Source organism: Microbulbifer variabilis (assembly GCF_056232115.1).
Map to the genome: position 1 here is coordinate 2,270,744 of NZ_CP174325.1, position 24,729 is coordinate 2,295,472.

Sequence of the window (24,729 nt, forward strand, 5' to 3'; positions counted from 1 at the left end):
AGGCATCCTTAGTAACTACTTCGTCGCTTTTTTATACTTTCGGTATTCTTCCCATAATTTTTCCCGCAATTCGGGGTCGGTTTCCCGGGTGGCTGCTTCACGAATTTGCCTTGCTACAACATCGTCATCTGTACCACTGGGTATATCTGCGGGTACTACGGCCTGTGAGCTGCTGTGGTTGTAGTCCCCCTGTCGCCCTTTTGTAGGCAGCCCGGGTCCGGTAACCTGGCCACTGGAGTTATTTTGCTGCGGTCCTCCTCCAGCTGGTGCTCCACTGCCTGGTGGTGCGGGGATTTCAGCTTCGGCTGATTCAATGAGGTCTTCCAGGGATTCCCCTGGCGGCGCTTCATCCATGGCGTCCTCGTCACTTTCAGCGGAGGCCGAGCCAGGCCTATTACGCACGTAATCACGCTCGCGCAGGATCATGCCGTCGTAACTCACCATGGTGGATTCAAAGCGGCCCTCCAGTTCCGCAACCTGCTCCGCAGCCGATGTCGGGGCTTCGTTGGGTGCGCTTCCCGCCCTTGATGCACTATCGCCTGGTTGCCCGGCATTAGCGCTATTGGCACTACTACTGCTGGAAGATGCACTGCTGGAAGAACTGCTACTGGAGGCGCTGGAAGATGAAGCGGTTTGATCCTCCTCGGAAAAATCGATTTCGTTTGGAGGAGTGCCTTCCTCTCCAGAGGAGGGGTCTGGTGGATTACTTTGATCCCTTTGTGATTGCTTTGAATCACTATAAACCGGTGTGGAGCGATTGCGGGAATCAGATTCCGGCATAGAATCTCCAGCTGAACTCTGGCGGGAAGCCTGTTCCTCTCCCGGTGCCGTACTGCTGTTACTCTGGGAGTTTCTTTCCGCACCGGGCATGCTCATACTGGGCTGGCTAGAAGAGTTGCTACGTGGCTGGCCGCTGCTACTGCTGGCGGTCTGCGACTGGCTGGAGCTCTGTGAGCTGCTGCTGGACGAAGAACTGCTCTGAGACTGCGATTGTGACTGCGATTGCGACTGTGGCTGCGATTGAGACTGAGAACTGGCAGAGGGCATTGATGGCATTGCTGGCGGTTGCGATTGTGTCTGTTGGCTCTTACAGCCGACCATCGCTGAGGTCAATAAGGCAACGGAGAGCAGAGTATGCCAGCCAATACACTGGCAATGACCTTTTCGAAGCGCTTTCCGAATTGTCATCTGCTTTCTCCTAAAATATTTGATATGTGCCCGGGCAGGCGGGTCGGTGAACAGTCTACGTAATCTGCCAGTCCGATAAGTAAACGGTGTGGAATCTTAAAAATAGTTGTTATTTGATTATTTGCGCGTTTACCACACCGCTTTAAAAGTGCTTTGCAGCAAAAATCCTCAATCAAAGACGAATCGTTGCACTATGCCGCGGGTTTCTACTGCTTCGCCGTCCTCAAAGCGAGGGCGAAACTTGGCGCGCTTTAATATGTTGCGGACTTTGGAACGAATGCGCACCTTGTCCGATGGGTAGGCTCTCAACACCTTAATATTGCGTGCTTTTCCGAAAGCGGTAACGTCGTATGAAACAGTGATGTGGGAGTTGGCTAGGGCCTTACTGTCGGAGTCCAGTATTGGAAGTGCTGGCAGGGCGACAGGACGCCCAAAAATATCCTCTATTTCGTCATTGGAGGCGCCATTGTCCCATAGTGCCTGATAGGCTTCGCCATATGTCTGGCGAGCCGAATGCCACTTGTTAAACATCATGTACCAGTCACCTAGCTCTACTTTTGCTTTGGCTGAAGCTGCCGGTGGGGATAGGGGATTTCTTTGGTAAACGTCGACGATACGGGTTATGGCTTTTTTACCGGTGTTAAAACTCTTCGTCCGGTAGTGATCTACTTTGTGAAGTTGACTGGCATTGGATCCACCAGCGCCAAAGCTGGTATTGACGATAACTGGTGCCTGTGGTTCGCCCTTATAGGTTGCCAAGTAATAATTGGTTGCTTTGAGTCCGCGTAGAGCGTCTACCAAGCGCAAATCACTGGCACCAAAATTCTTTGTGATAATATCAACCGCTAAGGTATAAAGTTTTGTAGCATTGATCAGGTGCTCAACAAGAGTCTCACCTTTTTCTTCTATGTAAGACTGTAGATGCCAGCGGCTCAGGTTATTGATAACGGGTAACATCCGTGGATCTTTTTCACCGTAATTTTTTTCGTAAAGCCAGTAGAGGTACTGTTGATTGTCGTTAGCTTCCTCCCACTGATTCAGGGCAATCTGACTTTCGATCAGTCGCTCAATCATAGGGATCTGGTTGAGGGAGTAGAGTCCTTCATTGACCCTATTTACCAGCATGGCACGACGGAACTCACTGGCGGCTTCTTTATGTGCACCAGTTTTTTGCAAAGCTGTGGCTAACCCAAGTAATTGTTCATCAATTCCCGCGCCATAAGCACCGTGTTGTGCCTCAAGCTCTTCAATTCGTTCGCGGTAGCTTTCTACCGCCTCAGAAGGACGAAGTTGTCGTCGATTTTTTTGTAGGGGTTTGGAGGCGGCCTCAATAAATGCCTTGGGAGGGGCATTAGTATCCTGGCTCACAGTTACGCCATCTGCAGCGAAGGCGCTTTTACACAGCAGTGCTGTGGCTGTAAACATCAAGCCGATAGCAAGTGATTTGCTGGTATCTATCTGTGTCACGATTGAACCACTTCCATTCCGGTTTTCATTACCCACAACTGCGAAAAAAGCCATGGCCTCACGCAGGGTATGTGGGTCTCGTTTCCACCTGTGGACCCCAAAGGTCGTTGAGTGGAAGCTCTCTCCTGAAATGTGGTTCTGCTTCAACACGAGGGCCGGCGGTGAGTTCGCTCTTGGGGCCTCGGGGAAGACGCAGCCGGATGCTTATCTTTGCGCTCCTGGCTGCGTATTAAACAGTATAGCCAGCACAATCTGTCATCAGAGGGATTGTGACGGAGACTTCAACCAACCGGCTATCGATTTGCCGGCATGCCTGCGACCACCCTTTTGGTTTAGCAGGCCGGGAGAAATAGCAGAACTCAAGGTCGGTAAGCAGGTGCCAAAAGTTTATTGTGCTTGTTTGGGCGACAGTTGATATTGCCGGGGGGATGCCGTATCTGACACTGTGGGGCAAGTAATACGAACTGCTTAGTGGATTTTTATCCTAAATTTTTGCGTTTTTTTAGGGGCTATTAGCTGTACCTGATCAACCCTCGGGTGACATATTTGGATTGCAGCGCAACAGGCGCCATAATCAGCCAATTGGAATGAGAGGAGAGAGCTGGTGAGCATCTATATCGACCCTGACGTAGCCCCGAGCCTGCGTGGATATGAAATGCCTGAGAGGCTGGGTTTTGGGGCAGTAATGGCGCCAGTAATGTTTCGTGCTGTCTGTCAGGATGGTTGCTGGAGCAGTGGTGAGTTGGTCCCCTACGCACCACTATCTGTTGACCCGGCAGCTAAGGTATTGCATTACGCTCAGTCGTGCTTTGAGGGGATGAAAGCTTACCGTACGTCGCAGGGTATTGCCCTTTTCCGCCCTGAAAAAAATGCAGAGCGCATGTCTTATTCAGCCAAGCGCCTATGTATGCCTCCAGTGCCTGAGTCTCTGTTCATGGATGGTGTGCGCACTGTCGCTGCTTACTGCGCAAATTTAGTACCTGGTAACAGTGGAGAATCCCTCTACTTGCGTCCCTTTCTGATGGGTACCCAGGCAGACCTAACGGTATCTGCGAGCACCTCCTATGAGTTTTATGTGATCGCTAGCCCTTCAGAGGCTTACCACTCCGGTAATATGCGACTTTGGGTAGAGCGAGAAGACGCCAGAGCTGCAGTAGGGGGCACTGGGGATGCAAAGGTCGGTGGTAACTACGCAGGCTCCTTGCTTAGTATTGGTCGCTTAAAAGAGCGTGGCTTTGACCAGTCACTATGGCTTAACCCAGACGACCGCAGTAGTGTGGATGAGTTGTCTGGTATGAATTTCTTCGCGGTAATCGACGGCGAGCTTCACACTCCGGCGCTTAATGGCTCCATTCTAGAGGGGATTACCCGTTTTAGTCTGATTGAATTGGCTAGGGACCTCGGATACAAAGTAATTGAGGGTGCAATTCATATTGATGAATTACTAGGGCAGGTCGCCTCGGGCGTCTGCTCTGAAACATTTGCCTGTGGCACCGCTGCGATTATCAGCCCTATAAGCGTGATAGGTGATGAAAGTGGTACCTACAAACTTCCTCAGGCACCTGGTCCTGTGGCCCAGCACCTGCGTCAGGCGCTCCTTGATATTCAGGAAGGGCGAGAGGAGGATCGTTTTGGTTGGATGTGCGCTATTCAGGCGGTCAGTTTCTGAGGCTGGAATGTCCCTCCAGGTAGCTGGCTGAGTTAATTCGCCAGCTACCTCTGATATGGCTATATCCACTTATTTGTCTCTCTTTTATTTATACAGATAATTATCCTCCCGGGTTGTTTTGTATCATTTTCGGTGGGTTAAATGTTTCTCCTAGAAACGCTCATGTAAGCATTTCCGCCAATTCCTTCCTTATTGTTGACTTGAACGACTTAAGCTCCTAAAAGTAAGTCGATAGAAGAAGAAATGAACTGGAGCTTCGAGGATGGCCTTTTAGTGGTACACCTCATTTTGACCAGCAGTTTCAAGATCAAATTGAGCAAATAGGTCGCACTTAGAGTTCCTTACAGAGCGTGAGGAAAACGGAATGTTGATCCATATGTTCGGCCTTATGATACAGCCCCGCAGGCAGTGGGAACTGATCAGTAGCCTCCCTGAAAAGAAATTACGCAGTCAGTTGCCCTACGTGATTGTTTTGGCGTTGCTTCCAGCAGCGGCGTGGTATTTTGGCACCACTCAGGTGGGTTGGAGTATTGGTGGCGGTGAACCGGTCAGAATTACAGGTCAGAGTGCACTGGAGTTGGTTGCGGTTTTTTACTGCACTATGGTATTGACTGTTGTTGCGATTGGTTACTTCATTCATTGGATGGCCAAGACCTATGGAGCTGAAACACACCCATTGAAGGGCGTTGTTATCGCTGGATTTACTGCAACACCAATCTTTTTAGTCGGTGTCGCCGGTATATACCCTTTGCTATGGTTAGATATTCTTTTGGCTACCGTTGCAGTTGCCTATGCCGTTTATTTGTTATATTTGGGAATTCCCATTGTTATGGGTGTCTCGGAAGAGCGCGGGTTTCTTTTTGCCAGTGCCATTATTACTGTCTCTCTGGTAATGGCTGTGTTGATTATGGTGGGAACTGTACTTTTCTGGAGCTATGTCTCCGAGCCAGTTTTCCACTGATATCACAATTATTCTTCAAATAGCCAGTTTACTTGTTAATTCTAAGCTGGCTGCTTTTAGTAGACAAAGTAATTATATCTATGGATTCTTAATTATTTTCTACCAGTTAATCAGGAAGCCTTTATGTATGGAGGCTACTTATAATGTTGATGACTGCTTTGTGATTTACCTGAGAGGACAGCCTGTTGCGAAAGGTAAATGCGAAACTGATCCCTTTTCTGGATCAACTCAACGAGAGTATGGCTGCGCAAGCAGCTCAGGGGTTCAAGTTTAGTGTAATTAATTCTCGTGAGATGTCTGGAAAAATGATCAGGAGTTACATTTCTGATATTCCAGAAGTGGACTGCATATTTGATGAAGTAGTCTATTCCACTGGCTATAACGTGCCTGTCAGGGTATATAATCCTGCACCAGAGAAGAAGTTGCCTGTACTTTTATATTTTCATGGTGGTGGTCATGTTGTGGGAAGTGTAGAAAACTACGATCCGATATGCCGGAAGTTTTCCCTCGCGACGCAGCATATTTTGGTGGCACCAGAGTATCGGCTGGCTCCCGAAAATCCATATCCCGCTGCAGTGGTCGATTCGTGTGCTGTCGCTCGTGGGATATGGACGGTTTTGGATAAAAGAAAAGTCAATTATCAAAAAAGTTTATCTGTTGCTGGAGACTCAGCAGGTGGAGCCCTGTCTGCATCAGTTTCGCATCTCGCCCAATATGATCTAGGTATTACTATTTCCAAACAAGTTCTGGTCTATCCCTGTGTTGATTATACAGCTAGGTGTGCGTCATATAAGGAAAATGGTGTGGGCTATTATGTCGAACGCGATAAATGCATCTGGTTTTCTGAGCAGTACTTTAAGGATGGCCAATGTAGAAAGTCAGCATCTCCATTACATATGGATTTCTCCGGAGGATTGCCGGATACTCTAGTTATAACGGCAGGGTTTTGCCCCTTGCGAGATGAGGGGGTGCTTTATTATAAGTCTATAAAAAATACTGGGGTTCGTTCAGAAAATTTCCACTTTCCAGATATGATACATGGCTTCTTAAACATGGAGGACTTAGTAAGAGATGAATGTCAAGAAACTTATTTTCAGGCTGGTAAGTTTCTAAATGGTTAATTACTTGTATTGTTTTATTTTGGAGTGTAATGATATTTTAAAATGTAGCCGTTGCTTAGCTCCAGTTCCTCTTGCTTTTCTATGTTCCTCATAAGATCAATTTCTCCAATAGTGTTAAATATCTGTTTTGGCTCGGTATCAATACAATGAATGCCCATACTTGCTACTGTCAAATCTTTATTGATTACTGAATACTCGATAAACTGTAGGTATACTCGATCATTCTTCTTGAAAATCTCTATGCCTGGACCGCTTGATAGCATCACCTTGTACTTAATTGCACCCCATGGGCCGTTGCACCGTATCGCTTGATACTCTCTCATTATTGCCCTTATAGATATTACGGGAGTGCTTTCTGTGAGTCGATTTTCCAATATTTGTTTTGTTTGAAATGTTTCTCCATCAGGTGTCATGATCACTACTTTAAGTGACTGCTCGGCGAGAGTGCTCTCCGCCAATAAGCTGATGGAAATCAAGGCTGGCTTTAAGATTTTCATCGCTTTAGCTTTCCTGGGCCAATTTTAAAGTGTCAGTGACGGATAATTTGCTAATGCCGAGTCGGTATTGTTTTTCCGTTCATTAATAATAGTGTCTTGATGCAGAGGCACTGGTTGGATAGTATCGGTAAAGCTATGTAAGAGGGTTTTTTGCGCAACCTAATTGGTACATTCGTGCCTATTTTTATAGATTGCCACTAATTGCTACCGATAATAATTCAAATAAAGGACGTATCATGAAAACATCAATCTGTGTGGGAGTGGTTTTGGCACTAATGGCTTCCACAGCTTGCTCGCCTGGTGACAAAGACAAGCGGGTACAAAATGACGCTCCCGGCGTAAAAGCTAGCCATGATTTTCAGAAGCAACTACTCAGGCAGCTGATATCCGCAAAACCGGGGGATGTGGTGTTAATTCCCGAAGGAGAGTTTCAAATTAACCGCAGCTTATCCTTGAATGTGGATGGCGTCACGATACGCGGTGCGGGTATGGATAAATCTATTCTCTCGTTTAAAGGGCAGATTCAGGGGGCTGAGGGATTACTGGTGAATGCAAGTAATTTCACTATCGAAAATCTTGCCATTGAAGACACAATCGGTGATGCCTTAAAAGTAAATGAAGGCGAGAACATAGTGATTCGCAATATACGTGTTGAGTGGACAAATGGGCCAGCCACTGAGAATGGAGCTTACGGCATATATCCTGTTCAAACTAAAAATACCCTGGTGGAGAGTTCAGTTGCTATAGGGGCATCCGATGCGGGTATTTACGTAGGGCAGTCGAGAAATGTCATAGTGCGTAATAATCGTGCCGAATTCAATGTGGCTGGGATTGAAATTGAAAACACGATCGGCGCTGATGTATACGGAAATGTGGCAACTAACAATACGGGTGGAGTCTTGGTTTTTAATATGCCAAACCTTCCTCAGCCTGGGCATAGCACCCGTATTTTCAATAATAAAATTTTTAAAAACAATACATCAAATTTTGGTCATGAAGGTACGCCAGTAGCTGCAGTTCCTGCAGGGTCAGGTATTGTAATTAACTCCAATGATAATGTTGAGATATTTGAGAATGAGATAGCAGATAACGATACCGCTAATATAGTAGTGAGTAGCTACTTTACGGCGGGTTATTATAGCGACAAATCCACACAGGAAGATTTCGACCCATATCCTGAAGGAATTTATATCTATGATAACCAGTTTTCTGGTGGGGGCACTTCACCGGACCACCTGGAATTGAAAGCCTTGAAATTGGCTCGATTTGGACTGGGTGGAAGCATTCCCGATGTACTTTGGGACGGGGTTGTCAATCAAGAGAAAACAGTTGATGGAGCCCTGCCGGATCACTTGAAATTATGCATTGATAATGCAGAAGCTGGTATTCTCAATGTGGATTTCCTCAATGGCTATCAAAATATCTCTACCGATATTTCCGCACATAAATGCCAGCTTGAGAAATTACCCCAAATTGTCCTGGAGTTTGAGCAGCCCGTAGAGGATCAGAAGACAGATAATCATCTGGCAGTATTAGAGGGTAGAAATGAATAGTTGGATATCCTGGGCAAGTGCCTTTATCCTGCTTCCAGGAATGATGCTGTCCACTATAGCAGGCTGTGATAAATCTCGCCCTCAAGTGGTCGTGTTTGCTGAAAATGCGATTCCGGAACGACTGAGTGATTGGAACCTGGTAAATATTCTCGATGGTGTATTAACGCCAAATATCGGAGTGGTGCCCTATGACCTCAACACAGGACTATTTACTGATTATGCCCATAAGTTGCGTACAGTGTGGATGCCTGATGGTGTTTCGGCCCGATATGGCGATGAGCAGTTTGACTACCCTGTTGGCACAGTTTTAACCAAAACATTTTACTATCCAAGGGGCGAAAACGAGACAGTACTGCGCACTGATAATTTCGAGCATGACTATGCTGAAGGCCGTATGGGTGAGGCCCTGGATATGCAGCGGGTGCGTCTGATGGAAACCCGGTTGCTAGTGAGGCGTGAGAGTGGCTGGCAGGCGATTCCCTATATTTGGAATGAATCACAGACAGAAGCGGTATTTGAAATTGCTGGTGATGCCAGTCGACTTAAGCTAAAAACGGCAACGGGAGATATTACAGAATTTACCTATGTGGTGCCTGATGCTAATCAGTGTGCTGGATGCCATGCAGATAATTTCACCGGCAAGAAAATTTCACCTCTCGGCCCAAGGGCCAGACACCTCAATCGAGATTACCCCTACCTCAGTGGTACAGAAAATCAGCTGAAGCACTGGCAAAAGATTGGTTATCTTCGTGATGTTCCCAAGACTATTGAACTGCCCAGCTTAGCTAAATTTATGGATAACAGTGTAACGCTGAATGAGCGAGCCAGGGCCTATCTTGATATCAATTGTGGTCATTGCCATAACCCTGCTGGCGCGGCCGATACTTCTGGTTTAATGCTAAATCATAGTGAGACAGACTTGCGTAAGTTGGGCTTGTGCAAGCCACCAGTGGCGGCGGGAACTGGCAGTGGCGAGCGCTTATTTGCCATAGTGCCGGGTGAACCGGATCACTCCATTTTGAATTTCAGAATTGAGTCTGTTGATCCCGGTGCGATGATGCCGGAACTGGGTCGCAGTTTGGTGCATGAGGAGGGGGTGGAGCTGCTGCGCCAGTGGGTTGCGGCTATGCCGGGTACTTGCACATAAACCCTTCTGAAAGACGGAGCTAGTTCAGAATAATGGGTACAGTGCCTGAGGGCACCGTACCTTATCCGAACCCCATTTTAACCGTATGCTGCGGCTTCAGTAACCGGAGTGGCGGCGGGAATCAGCCCGTGGACCATCATGGTTACCGTACGCTCGAGTAGTGGTGAGTCGAGGGCAATAGTGCCACTCAGTATTTCATACTCTAGCTTTAGAATTGTGCCATGGGCGATCTGAGCTGCAGCTTCGGGGTCTGTGAGGCCAAGCAGGTGGAAGAATTCCTGCATCAGGGATTCCCGTGCATGGTTTGACATGCGTACTGCTCGTGTCAGCTGCTCATTCCGCAGTGCTTCATTGCGAAATGCTAGTTCTATAAGGCGCCGGTCCTTGTCCTCAGCTTGGCTTCGGACATGGGTCAGCACAAAACGGGTTAGCTGTTGGACTAATAATTTGCGGCTACTGTTCGAGGCGCGTTCTTGTGCTGAAAGGTTACGGGCAGCGCTGAAGCTTTCTTCCTGAAGTTGGCGCGTACTCTCTAGTCCCTGTTCGACGAAATATGTAAATGAGTCGCTGATAAGGTCATTGAGGTCTTTAAAGTAGTAGGTAGTGGCAGCCAGGGGTACACTTGCTTCCCGGGCTACAGCGCGGTGACGAATACCGCGAATACCTTCCTTTACGATCAGTCGCAGGGTGGCCTCAAGGATTGCCTTGCGGCGCAGGCGGCTGTCGGCGCGCTGAGCGCGGCGGCCGTGGTAGACCAAATCAGACTTTCCATTGTCTACAGTCATAGCAGTATCCCTGTTCTTATTGCGTTGGCACCGATAGCACTCTCAAGCTGGTCGGTCGTGCCATTCTAGCCAAACGAATTCAAAAAGAGACAATAATGCTATTACATTCGATTACACCGGTATTGCACTGAAAAAGGGCTTTATTTCCAGTGTTTTAGCAAAGGTGTATATTTTTGGGCTTTTGGTGACAGATAGGTGTCTATTAATCTATCAAAGGAAAATAAATACGCCAAATATGAATATTTTATTTAGAAGAATAAATGAAATATGCCCTTTAAATAATCACTGGCAATCAAATGGTTTTCGCTAAACTAAGAGATTGCCGTCGATATTTTTTCTCCAAGTTTATTTCTAAGAAATTTTTCCGGTAACGCGAACACGTTTAGAGCCGGGAACAATTTTTACTTGTTGGCTGCGACGACGTTCAATACCTGAATCTATTGCATTTTTTGCTGCGATTAGTAGACCTGCAACCAGGAATGCTCCTGGGGGGAGTACCGCCACAAGTACTCCAGGATAGTTACTACCCAGAACCGAGATGCCCCAGTCTTTTGCCATGGGGCCGAGTAATAGATCCATATCTGAAAAGAGAGTGCCCTGGCCCAATATTTCCCGTACGGCGCCAATTACGATTAATACTGCGGTAAAGCCAACTCCCATCATAAATCCATCTACCAGCGAGGGAAGGACCGGGTTTTTACTCGCGAAGGCATCTGCACGCCCGAGAATGGCGCAATTGGTAACAATCAAGGGAATAAAAATACCGAGCACCAAGTACAACTCATAAGTGAAGGCCTTCATGAGCAGCTCGACACAGGTAACGAAGGTGGCGATGATCATGACCGAAGCGGGCAGTCGAACAGTATCTGGCATTTGCTGACGCACGAGGGATACCGCCAGGTTTGAGCAGGTAAGAACTCCGGTTGTGGCTAGGCCCAATCCAATAGCGTTGACCACTGTGCCTGTCACTGCCAACAGGGGGCAAAGCCCCAGTAGCTGCACCAGTGCAGGGTTATTCTTCCAAAGCCCATTGTGGGTGATTTCTGCGTAACCGGGGGTTGCCATCAGTTTTGCTCCATCTCTGGTTGGGCCCCATCTGTTTTTTCTGCTTCGGGGTTCTCAACTTCCACCGCACGCTTTGATATTGGTGCACTAAAAATCTTTTGGTGATTCTGTGCGACAAACTCCAATACTTGACGCACCTCATTCACGACCGCGCGCGGGGTAATTGTGGCCCCGGTAAACTGATCGAACACTCCGCCATCTTTCTGTACTTTCCATTCATTAGCGGGTGGATTTTTTAATGACAAACCATCGAATTGCAGTATCCAGTCACTTTTCTTCAGCTCAACTTTGTCGCCGAGGCCGGGGGTTTCGCTATGACCTGTAACCCGCACCCCGGCAATAGTACCGTCGCGGTTTACTCCCACCAGCAATTGGATAGGGCCTGAATAACCGTCGGGTGCCACCGCTGGCACAATCACAGCGGAGATTTTTCCATCCTCCCCCCGCGCGAGGTTGATATCACCACCCTGGGGGAGGCCGAGCTGGTTCCAGAAGACCTTGGGAATTGGATAGGTATCAACCAGTAGGTCGTTACTGTGGCGATCCAGGGGAATGATTTCCAACAGTGCTTTTGCCGATGCTGCCCGTATGGCGCGCTCAATGGGTTCACGTGTAGTGATCTGGGTCACTGCCAGCGTTCCGGCAGTGACCAGGGCAAATAGGGTTAAGACAGCGGCGTTTGTCGCCATGGACTGTTTGAGCATCAGTGCTCCTCCAGATCGGTGGCGCGTCGTGGCCGCTTATGGCCATAAGTGCGGGGCAGGGAATAATTGTCGATAGTGGGCGCGGCAAAGTTCATCAAGAGCACTGCGAAAGCCACTGCATCCGGGTAGCTGCCCCATGCGCGGATAATATAGGTAAAGAGTCCCACCCCCGCCCCAAAAATCAGGCGCCCCTTATTACTCGTACAGCCGCTAACCGGATCGGTAATAATAAAGAAGGCCCCAAACATGGTGGCACCAGAAAATAGGTGCAATAGCGGCGAACCTTCAGACAGTGAACTGCCACTGTCATAAAAAAACAGGGATAAAAGAGTCAGGGTGGCAAGCATCGCGACCGGCGCATGCCAGGTGATAATGCCGCGGAAGAGCAGAAATAGTCCTCCGAACAGGAAACCAAAACTAATGGTTTCCCAGCCAGCCCCAGCAAAGGTGCCCTTGTTGAAAATGGGCTCCAATTCATACAGCTGTGACAAAAGAACTGATTCATTGAGGCGGACAATCTCCAAGGGTGTAGCGCGGGTGAAACCATCCACGTTGTAATTGCCGAAGACGAGGGCGAAGGCTTCCCCAACACTGGGGGCACCGCCGATTACATCTGCAGCGCCAACCCAGCGAGTCATGTCCACAGGGAAGCTGATGAGTAGCACCACATAGCCCACCATTGCAGGGTTGAACGGGTTGTAGCCCATACCGCCATAGAGGTGTTTAGCCAGTACTACAGCCACGGCACTGCCTACTACCGGCAGCCACCAAGCACAATAGGGAGGAAGGGCGATGCCAAGGAGCAATGCGGTGACAAAGGCACTATAGTCACGCAAGTAAAAGGCCACGGGGCGATTGCGTAATTTCATCACCGCCGCTTCGCACAGCATGGCGGTGATAATCGACAAGGCAATATTGATCAGAACGCCTATGCCAAAGTAGATTACCATCGCCAGTACACCCGGGGCGGTGGCGGCGGCCACCTGCAGCATCACTTTGGCTGTTTGATCTCCGGAGCGGGCATGGGGAGAGGTGGCACGGATCAGTGACATTATTGATCTCCACCCTGTGCCGATTGCTGTTCATGCATCTTGTTTTCCAATTTTTTCTGCAGCTTCTCCAAGGCGGTCTCAAAAGCCTCTAGATTAGCGTCATCTTCTTCCCGGGCCTTTTGCAGTCGTGCTTCGGCTTTGGATACCCTCTTGCGTAGAGCATCAATATCCGCAGTGAGCTTTTCCGCATCACTTAACTGGGCCCGCGCCTCTGCGGCGGAACGGGCTTTGTTGATAGCGCGTACAGCGGCATTGGTTTCTTCTTTACTGGGTTCTCGCGCGGGGTCGCGGTCGGCGCGTCGCTTGGCCAGGGTGAGCTTGTGTTCAGCTTCCTGTAGTTTCAATTCAGCGGCTTTGAGTTGAGCGGCAAGCTGGTCGCGCTGGCTGTCATTGGCGGTTTCCAGTTTGCCGCGTAGGCGCTCCACGCGGCTCTCTGCACTGGAGAACGTGCGCTGAGCACGGGCGAATAATTGCTGGGGGTCCTCTTGGCGGGACTGGACCCTAGCTAGCGCTGCGGCGACAACATCGGCCTCCTGTTTACTGGCTTTGGCTTGCTCAGACTCTGGGTTTTGCTCGCGCTGCTGGCGGGCCAGTTCGGCTGCCTTGCGTCGGGCTTCACGTTTTGCCTCTTTTTCCTTTTCCGCCTTTTCCAGGCGCAGTTTACGGAATTCGAAGCGGTCGCGAGCACGGTCGGATTTCTCCTTCTCCGCCTCGGTCTGGCGTATAGCCCCCTTTGCCGCGCGGTAATACTGGACCAGAGGAATCGTGCTGGGACAAACATAGGAGCAGGCCCCGCATTCAATGCAGTCAAACAAATTGTAAGCCTGTAGTTTTTCCCGTTCATCAGCGCGTGCATACCAGTAGAGTTGTTGTGGTAGCAGCGATGCAGGGCAGGCTTCTGCGCAGAAACCACAGCGGATACAAGCTTTGGCTATTGGAGCGGGTGGCAGCTCATCAATGGTAGGTACCAGCAGACAATTGGTGGTTTTTACAACTGGTGAGCTTTCATCATCAATGGTGTACCCCATCATGGGGCCACCGATAATCACCTTTTGCATCAATCCGCGGTGAATTCCGTGATGCTGAAGGATATGACGAATGGGGGTACCGATGGGTACTTCAATATTGCGTTGTCGCTCCAGGGCTTTGCCCACTACAGTGGTAACCCGGCTGATCAATGGCTCTCCGAAGTGTACTGCGCGGAATATGGCTCTGGCAGTACCCACGTTCTGGCATACGATTCCGACATTGGCCGGCAGTCCCTGGTTGGGGACCTCACGCCCTGTGAGAATCTGGATCAGTTGCTTTTCACCGCCGGAGGGGTATTTAGTAGGAAATACGACAATATCGAAACGAGTGCCTTTGGCGGCTTCGCGCATCGCTGCAATCGCTTGAGGTTTGTTATCCTCAATCCCGATGAGAACCCGTTCGGGTTCATCAAGGATGTAGGAAAGGATACCGACTCCGGCAATAATTTCTCCAGCGCGCTCACGCATCAGCATATCGTCAGCGGTGATATAGGGTTCGCACTCGGTGCCATTGATAATCAAAGTATCAATCTCTGCACCGCCATGAGGGTCCAGTTTTACTGCAGTGGGGAAGCCGGCACCTCCCATTCCCGCGATGCCGCAGTCACGAATTTTCTCCAGCAACTCCACTCGACTGAGCTGGGTAAAGTCCTCACAGGTCTCAAGCTTGCACCAGCGCTCCTCACCATCGGTGCGAATAACAATGCAGTCTTCCACCTGCCCCGATGGATGGGGGACGGCGCAGGGCTCTATAGCAACGACCTTGCCAGAGCTGGGAGCGTGCACTGGACAGCTGATCAAGCCATCCGCTTCAGCAATTTTTTGCCCCTTTAATACATCGTCACCAAGATTAACCAGTGGCAGGGCTGTAGCACCTGTGTGCTGTAGAAGGGGCACTATCAGGTCTTCGGCTAAGGGAATACTGCCAATGGGCTCGCCGGTACTTTGATGCTTATTCTCCGGGGGGTGTACGCCACCGTGAAAATCATTGGGGCGCAGCTCCCGCGCTTTTTCGCTGGCAATTAACTGGGCCTCACGGGCAGCGCGACGCTCGGTAACCGCTTTCCGCTGTTGGGCTCTTTCTTGCTGTGCTTGGGTCTCGTTCTCGGGGCTCAAACTGCACCTCCCCCAGTTTCTGTCTGATTACCGCGACGGTCAGAGGCTATTAACTGGATGCCGTCCTCAGGTTTCCGGGGGTGCCAGTCTTGTAAAGGCATATCTACAGGCACCATATCAATACAATCCACTGGGCAGGGTTCCACACACAGGTCGCAGCCAGTGCATTCATCGGTGATGATGGTATGCATGTATTTAGCAGCCCCGGCGATAGCGTCCACCGGGCATGCCTGGATACATTTGGTACAGCCGATACATTCTGCCTCGCGAATAAAAGCGACTTTCTTTACTTCCTCTACCCCGTGCTCGGCGTCCAGTGGCATGGGTTCCATGTCCAGTAAGTTGGCCAGCTCATTGATGGTGGCCTGGCCTCCGGGTGGGCACTTGTTGATGGCATCGCCGTGCACGATGGCTTCCGCATAGGGTCTACAGCCGGGGTAACCGCACTGTCCACACTGGGTCTGTGGTAGTAGCGCATCAACCTGTTCCACCAGAGGGTCGCCTTCAACTTTAAAGCGTACAGCGGCAAATCCCAGCAGGGCACCAAACGTCAGTGCCATGCCGCCAAGTACCAGTAGGGGAGAGGAAATTTCTGAGATCCAGTCCAGCATCGTAAAACCCTATACCAGACCGCTAAAGCCCATAAATGCCAGGGACATCAGCCCGGCAGTTACCATACCGATAGCTGCACCGCGAAATGGCAGGGGTACATCTGCGGCAAAGAGACGCTCACGCATGGAGGAGAAAAGAATCAAAACCAGGGAGAAGCCCACAGCAGCTCCGAAGCCGTACAAAGTGGACTGCATAAATGTATGGGCCTTCATGGTGTTTTGCAGGGCCACTCCTAATACTGCGCAATTAGTGGTGATTAGAGGTAGGAAAACCCCTAGTACCTTGTACATTAATGGGCTGGTTTTCTCGATAAACATTCGCGCAAACTGCACTACTACTGCAATTACCAGAATAAAGGAAATAGTACGCAAATACTCGATACCAAAAGGCTCAAGCAGGTAGGTATTTACCAAGTAGGAGCAAATTGACGCCAGGGTTAGTACAAAGGTTGTGGCACCGGCCATGCCCACGGCGGTCTCCAACTTGTTGGAGACACCCATAAAGGGGCACAGGCCCAGAAACTGTACCAACACATAGTTGTTGACCAGGATGGTACTGAGCAGGATAACTGCGAATTCGGTCATAACAGGTCCGGTTGAAGCCCTGGGGCGAAATGGCACGAGCGCTATGGCGGTGTATATGCCCCTGATAGTGGTGCGTTCTGGGAGCAAGGTGTCCGTCGAATGTCGCGCAGGGCCGGTATTATGGGTGAGTCGCAGAGGGCCTTCAACTCGGAAAAGGCATCTTCTGGCAGGTGAGGGGCCCCAGCTTCGGGGTCAGTAATATGACCAAATAGCCGCTGCATGACTATAAGCTGTGCGAGGTTATTGAGATATGGGGTTGTCGTCAGTGTCCATATAAAAAATAGGGCTTATTTCAGCTGTTTTGCCGGTTGTGAGTGTAGTTTCGGGTGAATTAAGTGAACTCCTTTGAACTTTCTCGATAAATGCTGGCGCGCCCCTTTACAGTAAATTGACGTGGCCATATCTATGGCTGGACAAATCCTAATATCAGTTGGAGCCGTGAAATGTCGGATCAACCTTATACCCCACCAAAAGTCTGGACCTGGGATTCGGAGAGCGGTGGGCAGTTCGCCAAGATCAATCGCCCGGTGGCGGGTGCCACACATGAGAAGGCGTTGTCCCGGGGTAAGCACCCGATGCAGCTGTATTCACTGGGGACGCCGAATGGGGTCAAAGTGACGATCATGCTGGAGGAGTTGTTGGAGCTGGGTTTTGATGGAGCTGAATACGATGCCCATCTGGTTCGTATTACTGAGGGAGATCAGTTTGGCAGTGGTTTTGTGGAGGTGAACCCCAACTCGAAAATTCCTGCTCTTTTGGACCAGAGCACAAATCCGCCTATCAGGGTATTTGAAAGTGGCTCGATACTCCTTTACCTGGGAGAGAAGTTTGGCGCCTACCTACCGCATACCCCGGAGCAGCGCACGGAAACTCTCAACTGGCTTTTCTGGCAAATGGGCGCTGCCCCCTATCTCGGTGGTGGTTTTGGCCACTTCTATGCCTACGCCCCTGAGAAGTATGAATATCCGATCAATCGTTTTGCTATGGAAGTAAAGCGGCAAATGGATGTCTTGGATCAGCAGCTGGCAAAACACCAATATATAGCCGGGCGTGAATACACTATTGCAGATATCGCGATCTGGCCCTGGTATGGAGCATTGGTACGCAATGAGGCTTATGATGCTGCCGAATTTCTCGATACCCAAAGTTACAAACATCTGAATCGCTGGGTTGAGGAAATTGCCGCACGGCCTGCGGTGCAACGTGGACGCATGGTAAATCGAACCTGGGGAGATCCCAAAAAACAGCTTCACGAGCGCCATGAAGCCGGTGATTTTGAGACAAAGACCCAGGACAAATTAACAGGTGAAGAGAGCTAACAGGGAGTTGTTTATGAGAAAAAAGTTCGCCTTCCTCTTTAGAAAGTACGCAGTGAAAGCATCAGCTGAACTATTTGCGAGGTGCGTGGCAGCCGCCACAATTTCTCGGTAATAAAACCAGCAGCGAATGCCAGACCGAGCATTACTGGTACAGGAATTGAACTCAGGAGTTGGTGGGCCTGCTGCTGCTGTTGATTGATTAAGTGCAATGCGCTACGACGCTGTTTTTCTGTATCGTGGCGGCATTGTTCAATCTGTTTATTTAAAGTTCTCAGCGACATCGCTTAAGGCCTCTTTCACCTGCCGCTTGGTTTCTTCAAACCCAAGCAGCGGGCGCAGTTTCTGTTGGTATATCAGCACGCCGATAAAAATAGCAATTTGTAATAAGAGAAAGACGAGAAAGCCAATATAGATAGACTGGGAAAAATAGTAGGCAAAAAGGCCTACGCCCCCGCAAATAGTGACAAGCAGGGCTGTTCCCAGGGGCACCAACATCAGTTGCAAAAATATAAGGCGTTTGCCAGCAGTCAGAGTGCGATCCAATTCCAATTGGAATAATCGCTGAATATTGCTGATCCAGGCAGTAAGCAACGTGAGAGTGGCTTCGGCACGGGCCAAAGTTGTTTCTAAACTGTCACCGTCGCTATTCCCAACGCCGTTGGCTGATCCATCTGTTTCGTCCCGGCCGCGATCGTGCGCAGCCGGGCCGGAATTAGAGTCGGGCTTTTTTCCATTTCCCATCTAGGGTATCCCTACCGGTAAAAAAATGATCAGAGCTATTTAAAAAGCTTAGCGATTGCCCAACCGACTACAAAGGCACAACCCACCGCAAGAATTGGGCGTTCCCGCAATGAAGATTCCGCTTTTTCCATAACTTCCGCAGCACGCTGTCTCTGGGTTTCCACGGAAGATTTAGCTCGCTGTCTCAAGCTTTCCGCAGCATCAGTTGCCGCCTCGCCTGCGAGATTATAGGCCTGTTGCAGCTTTTCCCTACTGGAGTTTGTGTGGGGAGATCTTGCAGTTGCCATCGGGTTGCTCCTTTTCAGGGGTTGATTGGCAAGGAATGATATAGTCGTCCCCTGTATTCCCCAGTCAAATTAGCGCTTTTATTAGGGGAATTGAAAATAAGCACAATTAATTATTGTATAAAAAGCTATATACACTCTCTTTTCTTGTCTCCTAACCAAAATCACTGAAATTCCTTCCTGGGTATAAGTACTTTTTAGGGTGAGAATCGTGCCCAATGGGTAGGATAGTGACCCCGAGCCTTAATTGTGATCACTTTTCTAAGGCTCTGTTGGGTGCGGGGAGAGCATATAGATAGAAGTGGGAAGTCACGGCTTAAGGGGTGCGTTGTCGAATTCCCGTCTCCAGGATTCAATATTATTAACCACGCCATTTAATAGGCGCTGGCGGCTTTCTCGGCTGATCCAGGCATTGTGAGGGGTAAGGATTAGGTTGGGAATGTCGTTATCCAGCAGAGGGTGGCTTGCGGGTGGGGGTTCTTCGCTGAGCACATCCAAGGCTGCCCCACCCAGCTTGCCGCTGCGCAATGCGTCGGCGAGAGCTTCCTCATCTACCAGGCCGCCGCGGGCTGTATTGATCAATAGAGCGCCGGGTTTCATTGCAGCGATAAATGTGCGATCGATAAGTTTCTCAGTTTGCTCTGTAAGTGGACAGTGCAGACTGAGCACATCTGACTCCGACTGCAACTGCGCCAGGGGCACCCGGTTTTTCTGTTCAGTTTGTCCGGAGGATTCAGCGATCAAAATCCGCATATCCAGAGCCTCGCCAAGGCGAGCAACCCTCTGACCTAACTCCCCATAGCCAATAATGCCGAGAGTTTTTCCCGATAGTTCAACTACTGGATGATCCAGCAGGCAAAAAATCTCTGACTGACTCCATTGTCCCGCCATTACGTCCTGGTGATAGAGGTGCCAACGTGAGGCGAGGGCCAGCATTAAGGCCAGAGTATGTTGTGGCACTGAGGCTCCAGCGTAGCCTTGGACATTGCGCACTGGGATGTCGAGTTCTTTTGCGGCCTCAAGGTCAACATTGTTGGTGCCGGTAGCGCATACACAGATCAGTTTGAGGTTTTTTGCTTGCGCTAAAACGGCGCGACTTAATACCACCTTGTTGGTGATTACCACCTCCGCATCGGCAATGTGCTCAGCAGTTTGCGTGTCGGAAGTGGTATCGTGGAAATCCCAGTGGTCTAGACTGTTTTGCAGGGCTGATATGTCCAACTCCTCCAGCTTCATTGTCAGTGCGTCAAGAAATACGCCGCGCATGGGGTCTCCTTAGTTTCTGTGTTGTTTTAGGCATGCTACGGCAGTTGATGCCGATTGCAATGGCTTCGCTGGAGGGGCGCGTGATCTGTCCTGTGTGGGTGGCTACGGTTTGTTTGTCGGGCCTTTCTGTTTCAGTTGAAGAGGGCTCTTAATGGGAATATCGGTAACCGCAGCAACACTGGTTTTAGTATCGGCATTTCTCCATGCGGGATGGAATTTACTGGGAAAATCCCGCACACCTTCCCCGGCTTTTTTTTGCATCGCCACACTGAGCGTGGGCTTATTACTTCTTCCCCTTGGTGTTTGGGTCTTGTCTCAAGCACAGGGATTGCCGCGTGCGTTCTGGCTGCTTCTGATAGGCAGTGGCTTTTTTCAGATGATTTATATGGGAGGTCTGGCGTTAGCATACCAGCGCGCCAATATGGGGCTTGTTTATCCCATAGCACGAGCACTGCCTGTATTACTGGTGGCGCTGGCAACGGTGCTGCTCGGACAGACTCTGCCGTGGCTTGCCTGGCTGGGCATGTTACTGGTCACCATTGGCTGTCTGTTAGTGCCACTGGTGTATTTTCGTCAATGGCACTGGCGCGCTTACTGGCGAGCTGATTGTGCCTGGGCCCTGGTCGCCGCACTGGGGACTGTAGGGTATTCACTGGCAGATAAGGGAGCTTTACTCCACCTGGAGACAGCGCTCGACGGTGCCGTTCGGCCTATGGCGATGGCATACAGTTACCTGGGTATGCAGTTCTTTGCCAGCGGCTTGTGGTTGCTTTTCGGTTGTCTTGGTAGCAATGGGCGTGCCCAATTGGTGCGAAGCCTGGGTGATTTGAAGCTCGGGTTAGTAACGGGACTGATGATGGGAGCTACCTATGGCCTTGTTTTGCTGGCCATGGCGATGACGGAGAATGTGAGCTATGTAGTGGCCTTGCGCCAGCTCAGTATTCCGCTGGGAGTTGGTTTTGGTATCTGGCTATTAAAAGAGCCGGCATACAGGCCCCAACTGCTTGGTGTGGGGCTAGTATGCGCCGGCCTGATTGCAGTGTCACTGCGCTAGGCTAGGGACATCGCCAGATTCAATTACATGACTCGCATGCCGGGCTTGGCGCCCTCGTGAGGCTCTAGAATCCAAAGGTCTTTACCACCAGGCCCGGCGGCCAACACCATACCTTCGCTCACCCCGAAGCGCATTTTGCGCGGCGCCAGATTAGCTACCATGACAGTATGCTTGCCCTCCAGTTCTTCTGGCGAATAGGCGCTCTTGATGCCGGCAAACACCTGTCGTGTTTCGCCGCCCAAGTCTAGGGTCAGCCGCAGTAACTTACCGGCGCCCTCTACGTGTTCTGCTTTGGCAATCAGAGCGATACGCAGGTCTACCTTGGCGAAATCATCGAACTGGATTTGCTCGGCAATGGGCTCATCGGCCAGGGGACCTGTGGCGGCCTTGGCCTCGGCCTGCAGTTGGGCCAGAGACTCCTTTGCCGCATCCATCACTGCATCCACTTGGGTTTTTTCTACACGCTGCAGCAGCGGCTTGAACTTGTTGATCTCATGGTCGACCAGAGGTGTAATCGCACTGTTCCATTCCAGCCCGCTGTTGAGGAATTCAGCCGCCTTTTGCGCGGTGTTGGGCAGTACTGGGGCGAGCCATGTGATCAGCGCGCGGAACATATTCACGCCTTGAGAACAAATTGCCAGTACTTCGGACTCAGCTCCTTCCTGCTTAGCCAGGGACCAGGGGGCTTTGTCGGCGATCCAGGCATTGGCAGCATCGGCCAGTGCCATAATGTCACGCATGGCGCGGGCATATTCGCGCTGCTCATAGTAATTGGCAACGCGTGGTGCGGCTTCTATAAACTGGTCCCACAATTTTTCATCGGCCAGTTCAGTGGCGAGCTTGCCACCGGCCTTACTGACAAACTTGGCGGTGCGTGAGGCGATATTGACTACCTTGCCTACCAAGTCGGAATTCACCTTGGCGATAAAATCATCCAGGTTGAGGTCCAGGTCATCCACTCCGGCGGTGAGTTTGGCGGCGAAGTAGTAGCGCAGGTATTCGGGATTCAGGTGATCCAGGTAGTTGCGGGCGTTGATAAAAGTGCCGCGGGACTTGGACATTTTCTTGCCGTTGACGGTTAGGAAGCCATGCACACATACCTTGTTGGGGGTGCGGAAATCTGCGGAGTCCAGCATGGCCGGCCAGAATAGGGCGTGGAAGTTGACGATATCCTTGCCGATAAAGTGATATACCTCAGCATTGCTGTCTTTCTTCCAGTAATCCAGCCAGTCGCTACCGTTCTTGTCGCAGTAATTTTTCAGGCTAGCCATATAGCCGATAGGAGCATCCAGCCATACATAGAAATATTTGCCCGGCGCGTCTGGGATCTCAAAACCGAAGTAAGGTGCGTCGCGGGAGATGTCCCATTCCTGCAACCCCTCTTCGAGCCACTCGGCCAGCTTATTGGCGACTTCATCCTGCAGGGTACCGGAGCGAGTCCAGTCACGCAGAAATTCAGTGAAGGCGGGCAGTGTAAAAAAGAAGTGCTCGGACTCTTTTTCCACCGGTGTAGCGCCAGAGATGGCGGAAACCGGATCGATTAGCTCTGTGGGGCTGTAAGTAGCGCCACAAGCCTCACAGTTATCACCGTATTGATCGGGTGTGCTACAGCGTGGGCAGGTACCCTTGATATAGCGGTCTGCCAGGAATAGCTGTTTCTCTGGATCGAATGCCTGGGTGATGGTGCGAGAGGCGATATGGCCATTGTCGCTCAAACGCTGATAAATCATAGAGGACAACTCGCGGTTTTCCTCTGAATGGGTGGAGTGGTAATTATCCACGCCGATCAGGAAGTCGGCAAAATCCCGCTCATGTTCCGCCTGCATGTTGGCAATGTGCTGCTCCGGGGTCAGGCCCAATTGTTCGGCCTTGAGCATGATTGCGGTGCCGTGCGCATCATCTGCGCAAATGTATAGACAATCGTTGCCGCGCGCACGCTGGAAGCGCGACCAGATGTCGGTCTGGATGTACTCGAGAACGTGGCCCAGGTGCAGGGAGCCATTGGCATAAGGGAGTGCGCTGGTGACTAGGATTTTGCGCGTATCGGGCATCGGTTTTTCCATCGCTTTGGGGTTGCGGCCGGGGGCTCCGCTGGAGCGGCCGGAGAACGTCAAAAGACCGCGGAATATAGCAGATTTGTGCTATGCCGGGGAGGTATGTGGGATGTCGTTGAAATGATCCATTCACTGGCGTTGGGCTGTTTCATCCTACACAATGCATCCCAGACAAGAAGCACCAAGAGGGAGATACCGTGAGCGATCATCACGACCATGAAGAGCTATCAATGGAAGTTCAGGCCGAACTCGAGCGCCTGGCTGAATGCCTTGGTCAGTTGCACGACTCGGCCAGTGGGTTTTTACTGGACGAGTTGGATGCGGACATTGAGGTAGGTTACGAGGGCGATACAGTGCTTGTAGGTATAACCCTTGGCTACCCTTGCGCGAGCCAGGTGGAATCCTGGCACAAAAGGGTCAAAGAGGCCTGTGAGCCCTTGTTGAAAAGTGGCCCCCTGGGTGGTAGCAGCCTGCAGTTTGAGCTCTTCAGTGATATCCCCGCGACTTCATCGCCAAGTGCCCCTGAGCCACTGCAAGGGGTAAAAAATATCGTTGCGGTAGCCTCTGGCAAGGGGGGGGTGGGGAAGTCCACCACAGCAGTAAACCTGGCGCTGGCGCTGGCGGCAGAGGGAGCCCGGGTAGGGTTACTCGACGCAGATATCTATGGCCCCAGCCTACCTACGATGCTCGGTACTGAGGGGCAACGTCCTCACGTAAAGGAGCAGAAATTCTTTGTGCCGGTGGATGCTCTGGGAATTGAGACCATGTCTCTGGGCTACCTGATGACTGAGGATACCCCAGCTGTATGGCGTGGCCCGATGGCCAGTGGTGCTCTTAATCAAATCCTTACCCAGACTCTATGGTGCGATGCAAAGGAAGAGCTAGATTACCTGATTGTGGATATGCCGCCCGGCACAGGTGATATTCAGCTGACTTTGGCACAAAAAACGACTCTAGCTGGGGCGATTATAGTGACTACCCCCCAAGACTTGGCGCTGAAAGATGCCATCAAGGGAGTAGAGATGTTCCGTAAGGTCTCTGTGCCTGTACTTGGTATCGTCGAAAATATGGCACTGCACACCTGCTCCAAATGTGGTCACAGCGAACCGATTTTTGGCGTTGGTGGCGGTGAACGCATTGCTGAGGAATACGATACACATTTACTTGGTGAGTTGCCGTTGGCACAAAAAATCCGTGCAGATGTCGATAGTGGCTGTCCCAGCGTTACCGCAGATCCAGATGGGGAGATTGCTGGGTTTTATCGGGAAATTGCTCGTAAAGCTGCTGCTCAAGTCTGGCTCAATGCCAGTAGCGAGGAGGACCTTCCAGAAATCGAAATTAGTTGAACCCATTCGCGATATTGATCACAAAGAATTAATTTTTTTATTATTGTGGTTTTTCGCGGTGGTAAAAATCCCTATATTGAGCCTCTCCGGTGTGCCTTCCATGGAATTTTCTGTTG

The 24,729-nt window shown here is 50.5% G+C and carries 25 protein-coding genes; 10 read left to right on the forward strand and 15 right to left on the reverse strand.

The genetic code is table 11. The features are described from left to right. Positions 1-15 precede the first annotated feature (15 nt). Entirely contained in the window at positions 16-780 is a 765-nt protein-coding gene (locus tag ACJJI7_RS09935; protein ID WP_282951663.1) for a hypothetical protein, read from the reverse strand. Between ACJJI7_RS09935 and ACJJI7_RS09940 the strand changes: the two genes are divergently transcribed. Both ACJJI7_RS09940 and ACJJI7_RS09945 read left to right on the forward strand, forming a co-directional pair. Then, entirely contained in the window at positions 758-982 is a 225-nt protein-coding gene (locus tag ACJJI7_RS09940; protein ID WP_157533339.1) for a hypothetical protein, read from the forward strand. The genes ACJJI7_RS09935 and ACJJI7_RS09940 overlap by 23 nt on opposite strands. A 10-nt stretch (positions 983-992) precedes the next feature. Then, a complete protein-coding gene (locus ACJJI7_RS09945) occupies positions 993-1,202 on the forward strand; it encodes a hypothetical protein (protein ID WP_157533340.1) in 210 nt (69 codons plus the stop codon). Between the two features lie 154 nt (positions 1,203-1,356). Here the strand turns inward: ACJJI7_RS09945 and ACJJI7_RS09950 are convergent, their stop codons facing one another. Further along, the gene (locus tag ACJJI7_RS09950) at positions 1,357-2,709 is read right to left on the reverse strand and encodes an energy transducer TonB (protein WP_020411901.1); all 1,353 of its coding nucleotides are present in this window, start codon (positions 2,707-2,709) and stop codon (positions 1,357-1,359) included. A gap of 550 nt (positions 2,710-3,259) precedes the next feature. Between ACJJI7_RS09950 and ACJJI7_RS09955 the strand changes: the two genes are divergently transcribed. From ACJJI7_RS09955 to ACJJI7_RS09965, 3 genes are all read left to right on the forward strand, one after another. Beyond that, complete coding sequence (locus ACJJI7_RS09955) at positions 3,260-4,324, forward strand: branched-chain amino acid aminotransferase (RefSeq protein WP_020411903.1); 1,065 nt, start codon at positions 3,260-3,262, stop codon at positions 4,322-4,324. 364 nt (positions 4,325-4,688) lie between these two features. Beyond that, on the forward strand, positions 4,689-5,285 hold the full coding sequence (locus tag ACJJI7_RS09960) for a Yip1 family protein (RefSeq protein WP_282951661.1): 597 nt from the start codon (positions 4,689-4,691) through the stop codon (positions 5,283-5,285). Positions 5,286-5,470: 185 nt separating this feature from the next. Beyond that, the gene (locus tag ACJJI7_RS09965) at positions 5,471-6,406 is read left to right on the forward strand and encodes an alpha/beta hydrolase (RefSeq protein ID WP_282951660.1); all 936 of its coding nucleotides are present in this window, start codon (positions 5,471-5,473) and stop codon (positions 6,404-6,406) included. 14 nt (positions 6,407-6,420) lie between these two features. Here ACJJI7_RS09965 and ACJJI7_RS09970 read toward each other — a convergent pair whose 3' ends face one another. Next, the gene (locus tag ACJJI7_RS09970; protein ID WP_282951659.1) at positions 6,421-6,903 is read right to left on the reverse strand and encodes a hypothetical protein; all 483 of its coding nucleotides are present in this window, start codon (positions 6,901-6,903) and stop codon (positions 6,421-6,423) included. Positions 6,904-7,310: 407 nt separating this feature from the next. On the opposite strand from ACJJI7_RS09970, the gene ACJJI7_RS09975 reads away from it, so the two are divergent. Both ACJJI7_RS09975 and ACJJI7_RS09980 read left to right on the forward strand, forming a co-directional pair. Continuing rightward, positions 7,311-8,456, forward strand: a complete 1,146-nt coding sequence (locus ACJJI7_RS09975) for a parallel beta-helix domain-containing protein (RefSeq protein WP_475717121.1) — start codon at positions 7,311-7,313, stop codon at positions 8,454-8,456. Beyond that, positions 8,449-9,603: an SO2930 family diheme c-type cytochrome gene (locus tag ACJJI7_RS09980; protein ID WP_020411908.1), complete on the forward strand. Its 1,155-nt coding sequence runs from the start codon at positions 8,449-8,451 to the stop codon at positions 9,601-9,603. Before ACJJI7_RS09975 ends, ACJJI7_RS09980 begins: the two co-directional genes overlap by 8 nt. A 77-nt stretch (positions 9,604-9,680) precedes the next feature. Here the strand turns inward: ACJJI7_RS09980 and ACJJI7_RS09985 are convergent, their stop codons facing one another. From ACJJI7_RS09985 to rsxA, 7 genes are all read right to left on the reverse strand, one after another. Beyond that, the gene (locus ACJJI7_RS09985; RefSeq protein ID WP_020411909.1) at positions 9,681-10,388 is read right to left on the reverse strand and encodes a TetR/AcrR family transcriptional regulator; all 708 of its coding nucleotides are present in this window, start codon (positions 10,386-10,388) and stop codon (positions 9,681-9,683) included. 351 nt (positions 10,389-10,739) lie between these two features. Then, positions 10,740-11,453 carry an electron transport complex subunit E gene (locus ACJJI7_RS09990; RefSeq protein ID WP_353376979.1) on the reverse strand — a complete coding sequence of 238 codons (714 nt, stop codon included), beginning with the start codon at positions 11,451-11,453 and terminating at the stop codon, positions 10,740-10,742. Beyond that, the gene (rsxG, locus tag ACJJI7_RS09995; protein WP_282951657.1) at positions 11,453-12,157 is read right to left on the reverse strand and encodes an electron transport complex subunit RsxG; all 705 of its coding nucleotides are present in this window, start codon (positions 12,155-12,157) and stop codon (positions 11,453-11,455) included. The genes ACJJI7_RS09990 and rsxG overlap by 1 nt, the downstream gene beginning before the upstream one ends. Beyond that, positions 12,157-13,209, reverse strand: a complete 1,053-nt coding sequence (locus ACJJI7_RS10000; RefSeq protein WP_282951656.1) for an RnfABCDGE type electron transport complex subunit D — start codon at positions 13,207-13,209, stop codon at positions 12,157-12,159. The genes rsxG and ACJJI7_RS10000 overlap by 1 nt, the downstream gene beginning before the upstream one ends. Next, positions 13,209-15,353, reverse strand: a complete 2,145-nt coding sequence (rsxC, locus tag ACJJI7_RS10005) for an electron transport complex subunit RsxC (protein WP_444902245.1) — start codon at positions 15,351-15,353, stop codon at positions 13,209-13,211. Before rsxC ends, ACJJI7_RS10000 begins: the two co-directional genes overlap by 1 nt. Further along, positions 15,350-15,964 carry an electron transport complex subunit RsxB gene (rsxB, locus tag ACJJI7_RS10010; protein ID WP_444902244.1) on the reverse strand — a complete coding sequence of 205 codons (615 nt, stop codon included), beginning with the start codon at positions 15,962-15,964 and terminating at the stop codon, positions 15,350-15,352. Before rsxB ends, rsxC begins: the two co-directional genes overlap by 4 nt. 9 nt (positions 15,965-15,973) lie before the next feature. After that, on the reverse strand, positions 15,974-16,549 hold the full coding sequence (gene rsxA / locus ACJJI7_RS10015; protein ID WP_020411915.1) for an electron transport complex subunit RsxA: 576 nt from the start codon (positions 16,547-16,549) through the stop codon (positions 15,974-15,976). A gap of 443 nt (positions 16,550-16,992) precedes the next feature. Here rsxA and yghU point away from each other — a divergent pair, with 443 nt between their 5' ends. Beyond that, positions 16,993-17,868 (forward strand): glutathione-dependent disulfide-bond oxidoreductase, encoded by an 876-nt coding sequence (yghU, locus tag ACJJI7_RS10020; protein WP_444902243.1) that lies wholly within the window; start codon positions 16,993-16,995, stop codon positions 17,866-17,868. 38 nt (positions 17,869-17,906) lie between these two features. Here the strand turns inward: yghU and ACJJI7_RS10025 are convergent, their stop codons facing one another. From ACJJI7_RS10025 to ACJJI7_RS10040, 4 genes are all read right to left on the reverse strand, one after another. Continuing rightward, positions 17,907-18,149, reverse strand: coding sequence for a hypothetical protein (locus ACJJI7_RS10025; protein WP_444902242.1), 243 nt, complete (start codon positions 18,147-18,149; stop codon positions 17,907-17,909). Next, on the reverse strand, positions 18,127-18,609 hold the full coding sequence (locus ACJJI7_RS10030) for a hypothetical protein (RefSeq protein WP_282951654.1): 483 nt from the start codon (positions 18,607-18,609) through the stop codon (positions 18,127-18,129). The genes ACJJI7_RS10025 and ACJJI7_RS10030 overlap by 23 nt, the downstream gene beginning before the upstream one ends. A 35-nt stretch (positions 18,610-18,644) precedes the next feature. Then, the gene (locus tag ACJJI7_RS10035; protein WP_020411919.1) at positions 18,645-18,896 is read right to left on the reverse strand and encodes a hypothetical protein; all 252 of its coding nucleotides are present in this window, start codon (positions 18,894-18,896) and stop codon (positions 18,645-18,647) included. A gap of 306 nt (positions 18,897-19,202) precedes the next feature. Beyond that, entirely contained in the window at positions 19,203-20,159 is a 957-nt protein-coding gene (locus ACJJI7_RS10040; protein ID WP_444902241.1) for a D-2-hydroxyacid dehydrogenase, read from the reverse strand. A gap of 151 nt (positions 20,160-20,310) precedes the next feature. Here ACJJI7_RS10040 and ACJJI7_RS10045 point away from each other — a divergent pair, with 151 nt between their 5' ends. Continuing rightward, positions 20,311-21,213, forward strand: coding sequence for an EamA family transporter (locus ACJJI7_RS10045; protein ID WP_020411921.1), 903 nt, complete (start codon positions 20,311-20,313; stop codon positions 21,211-21,213). A 23-nt stretch (positions 21,214-21,236) separates the two neighbouring features. Here ACJJI7_RS10045 and metG read toward each other — a convergent pair whose 3' ends face one another. Continuing rightward, positions 21,237-23,264 carry a methionine--tRNA ligase gene (gene metG / locus ACJJI7_RS10050; protein ID WP_444902240.1) on the reverse strand — a complete coding sequence of 676 codons (2,028 nt, stop codon included), beginning with the start codon at positions 23,262-23,264 and terminating at the stop codon, positions 21,237-21,239. A 233-nt stretch (positions 23,265-23,497) separates the two neighbouring features. On the opposite strand from metG, the gene apbC reads away from it, so the two are divergent. Continuing rightward, positions 23,498-24,613 (forward strand): iron-sulfur cluster carrier protein ApbC, encoded by a 1,116-nt coding sequence (gene apbC, locus ACJJI7_RS10055; RefSeq protein WP_444902616.1) that lies wholly within the window; start codon positions 23,498-23,500, stop codon positions 24,611-24,613. Positions 24,614-24,729 lie beyond the last annotated feature (116 nt).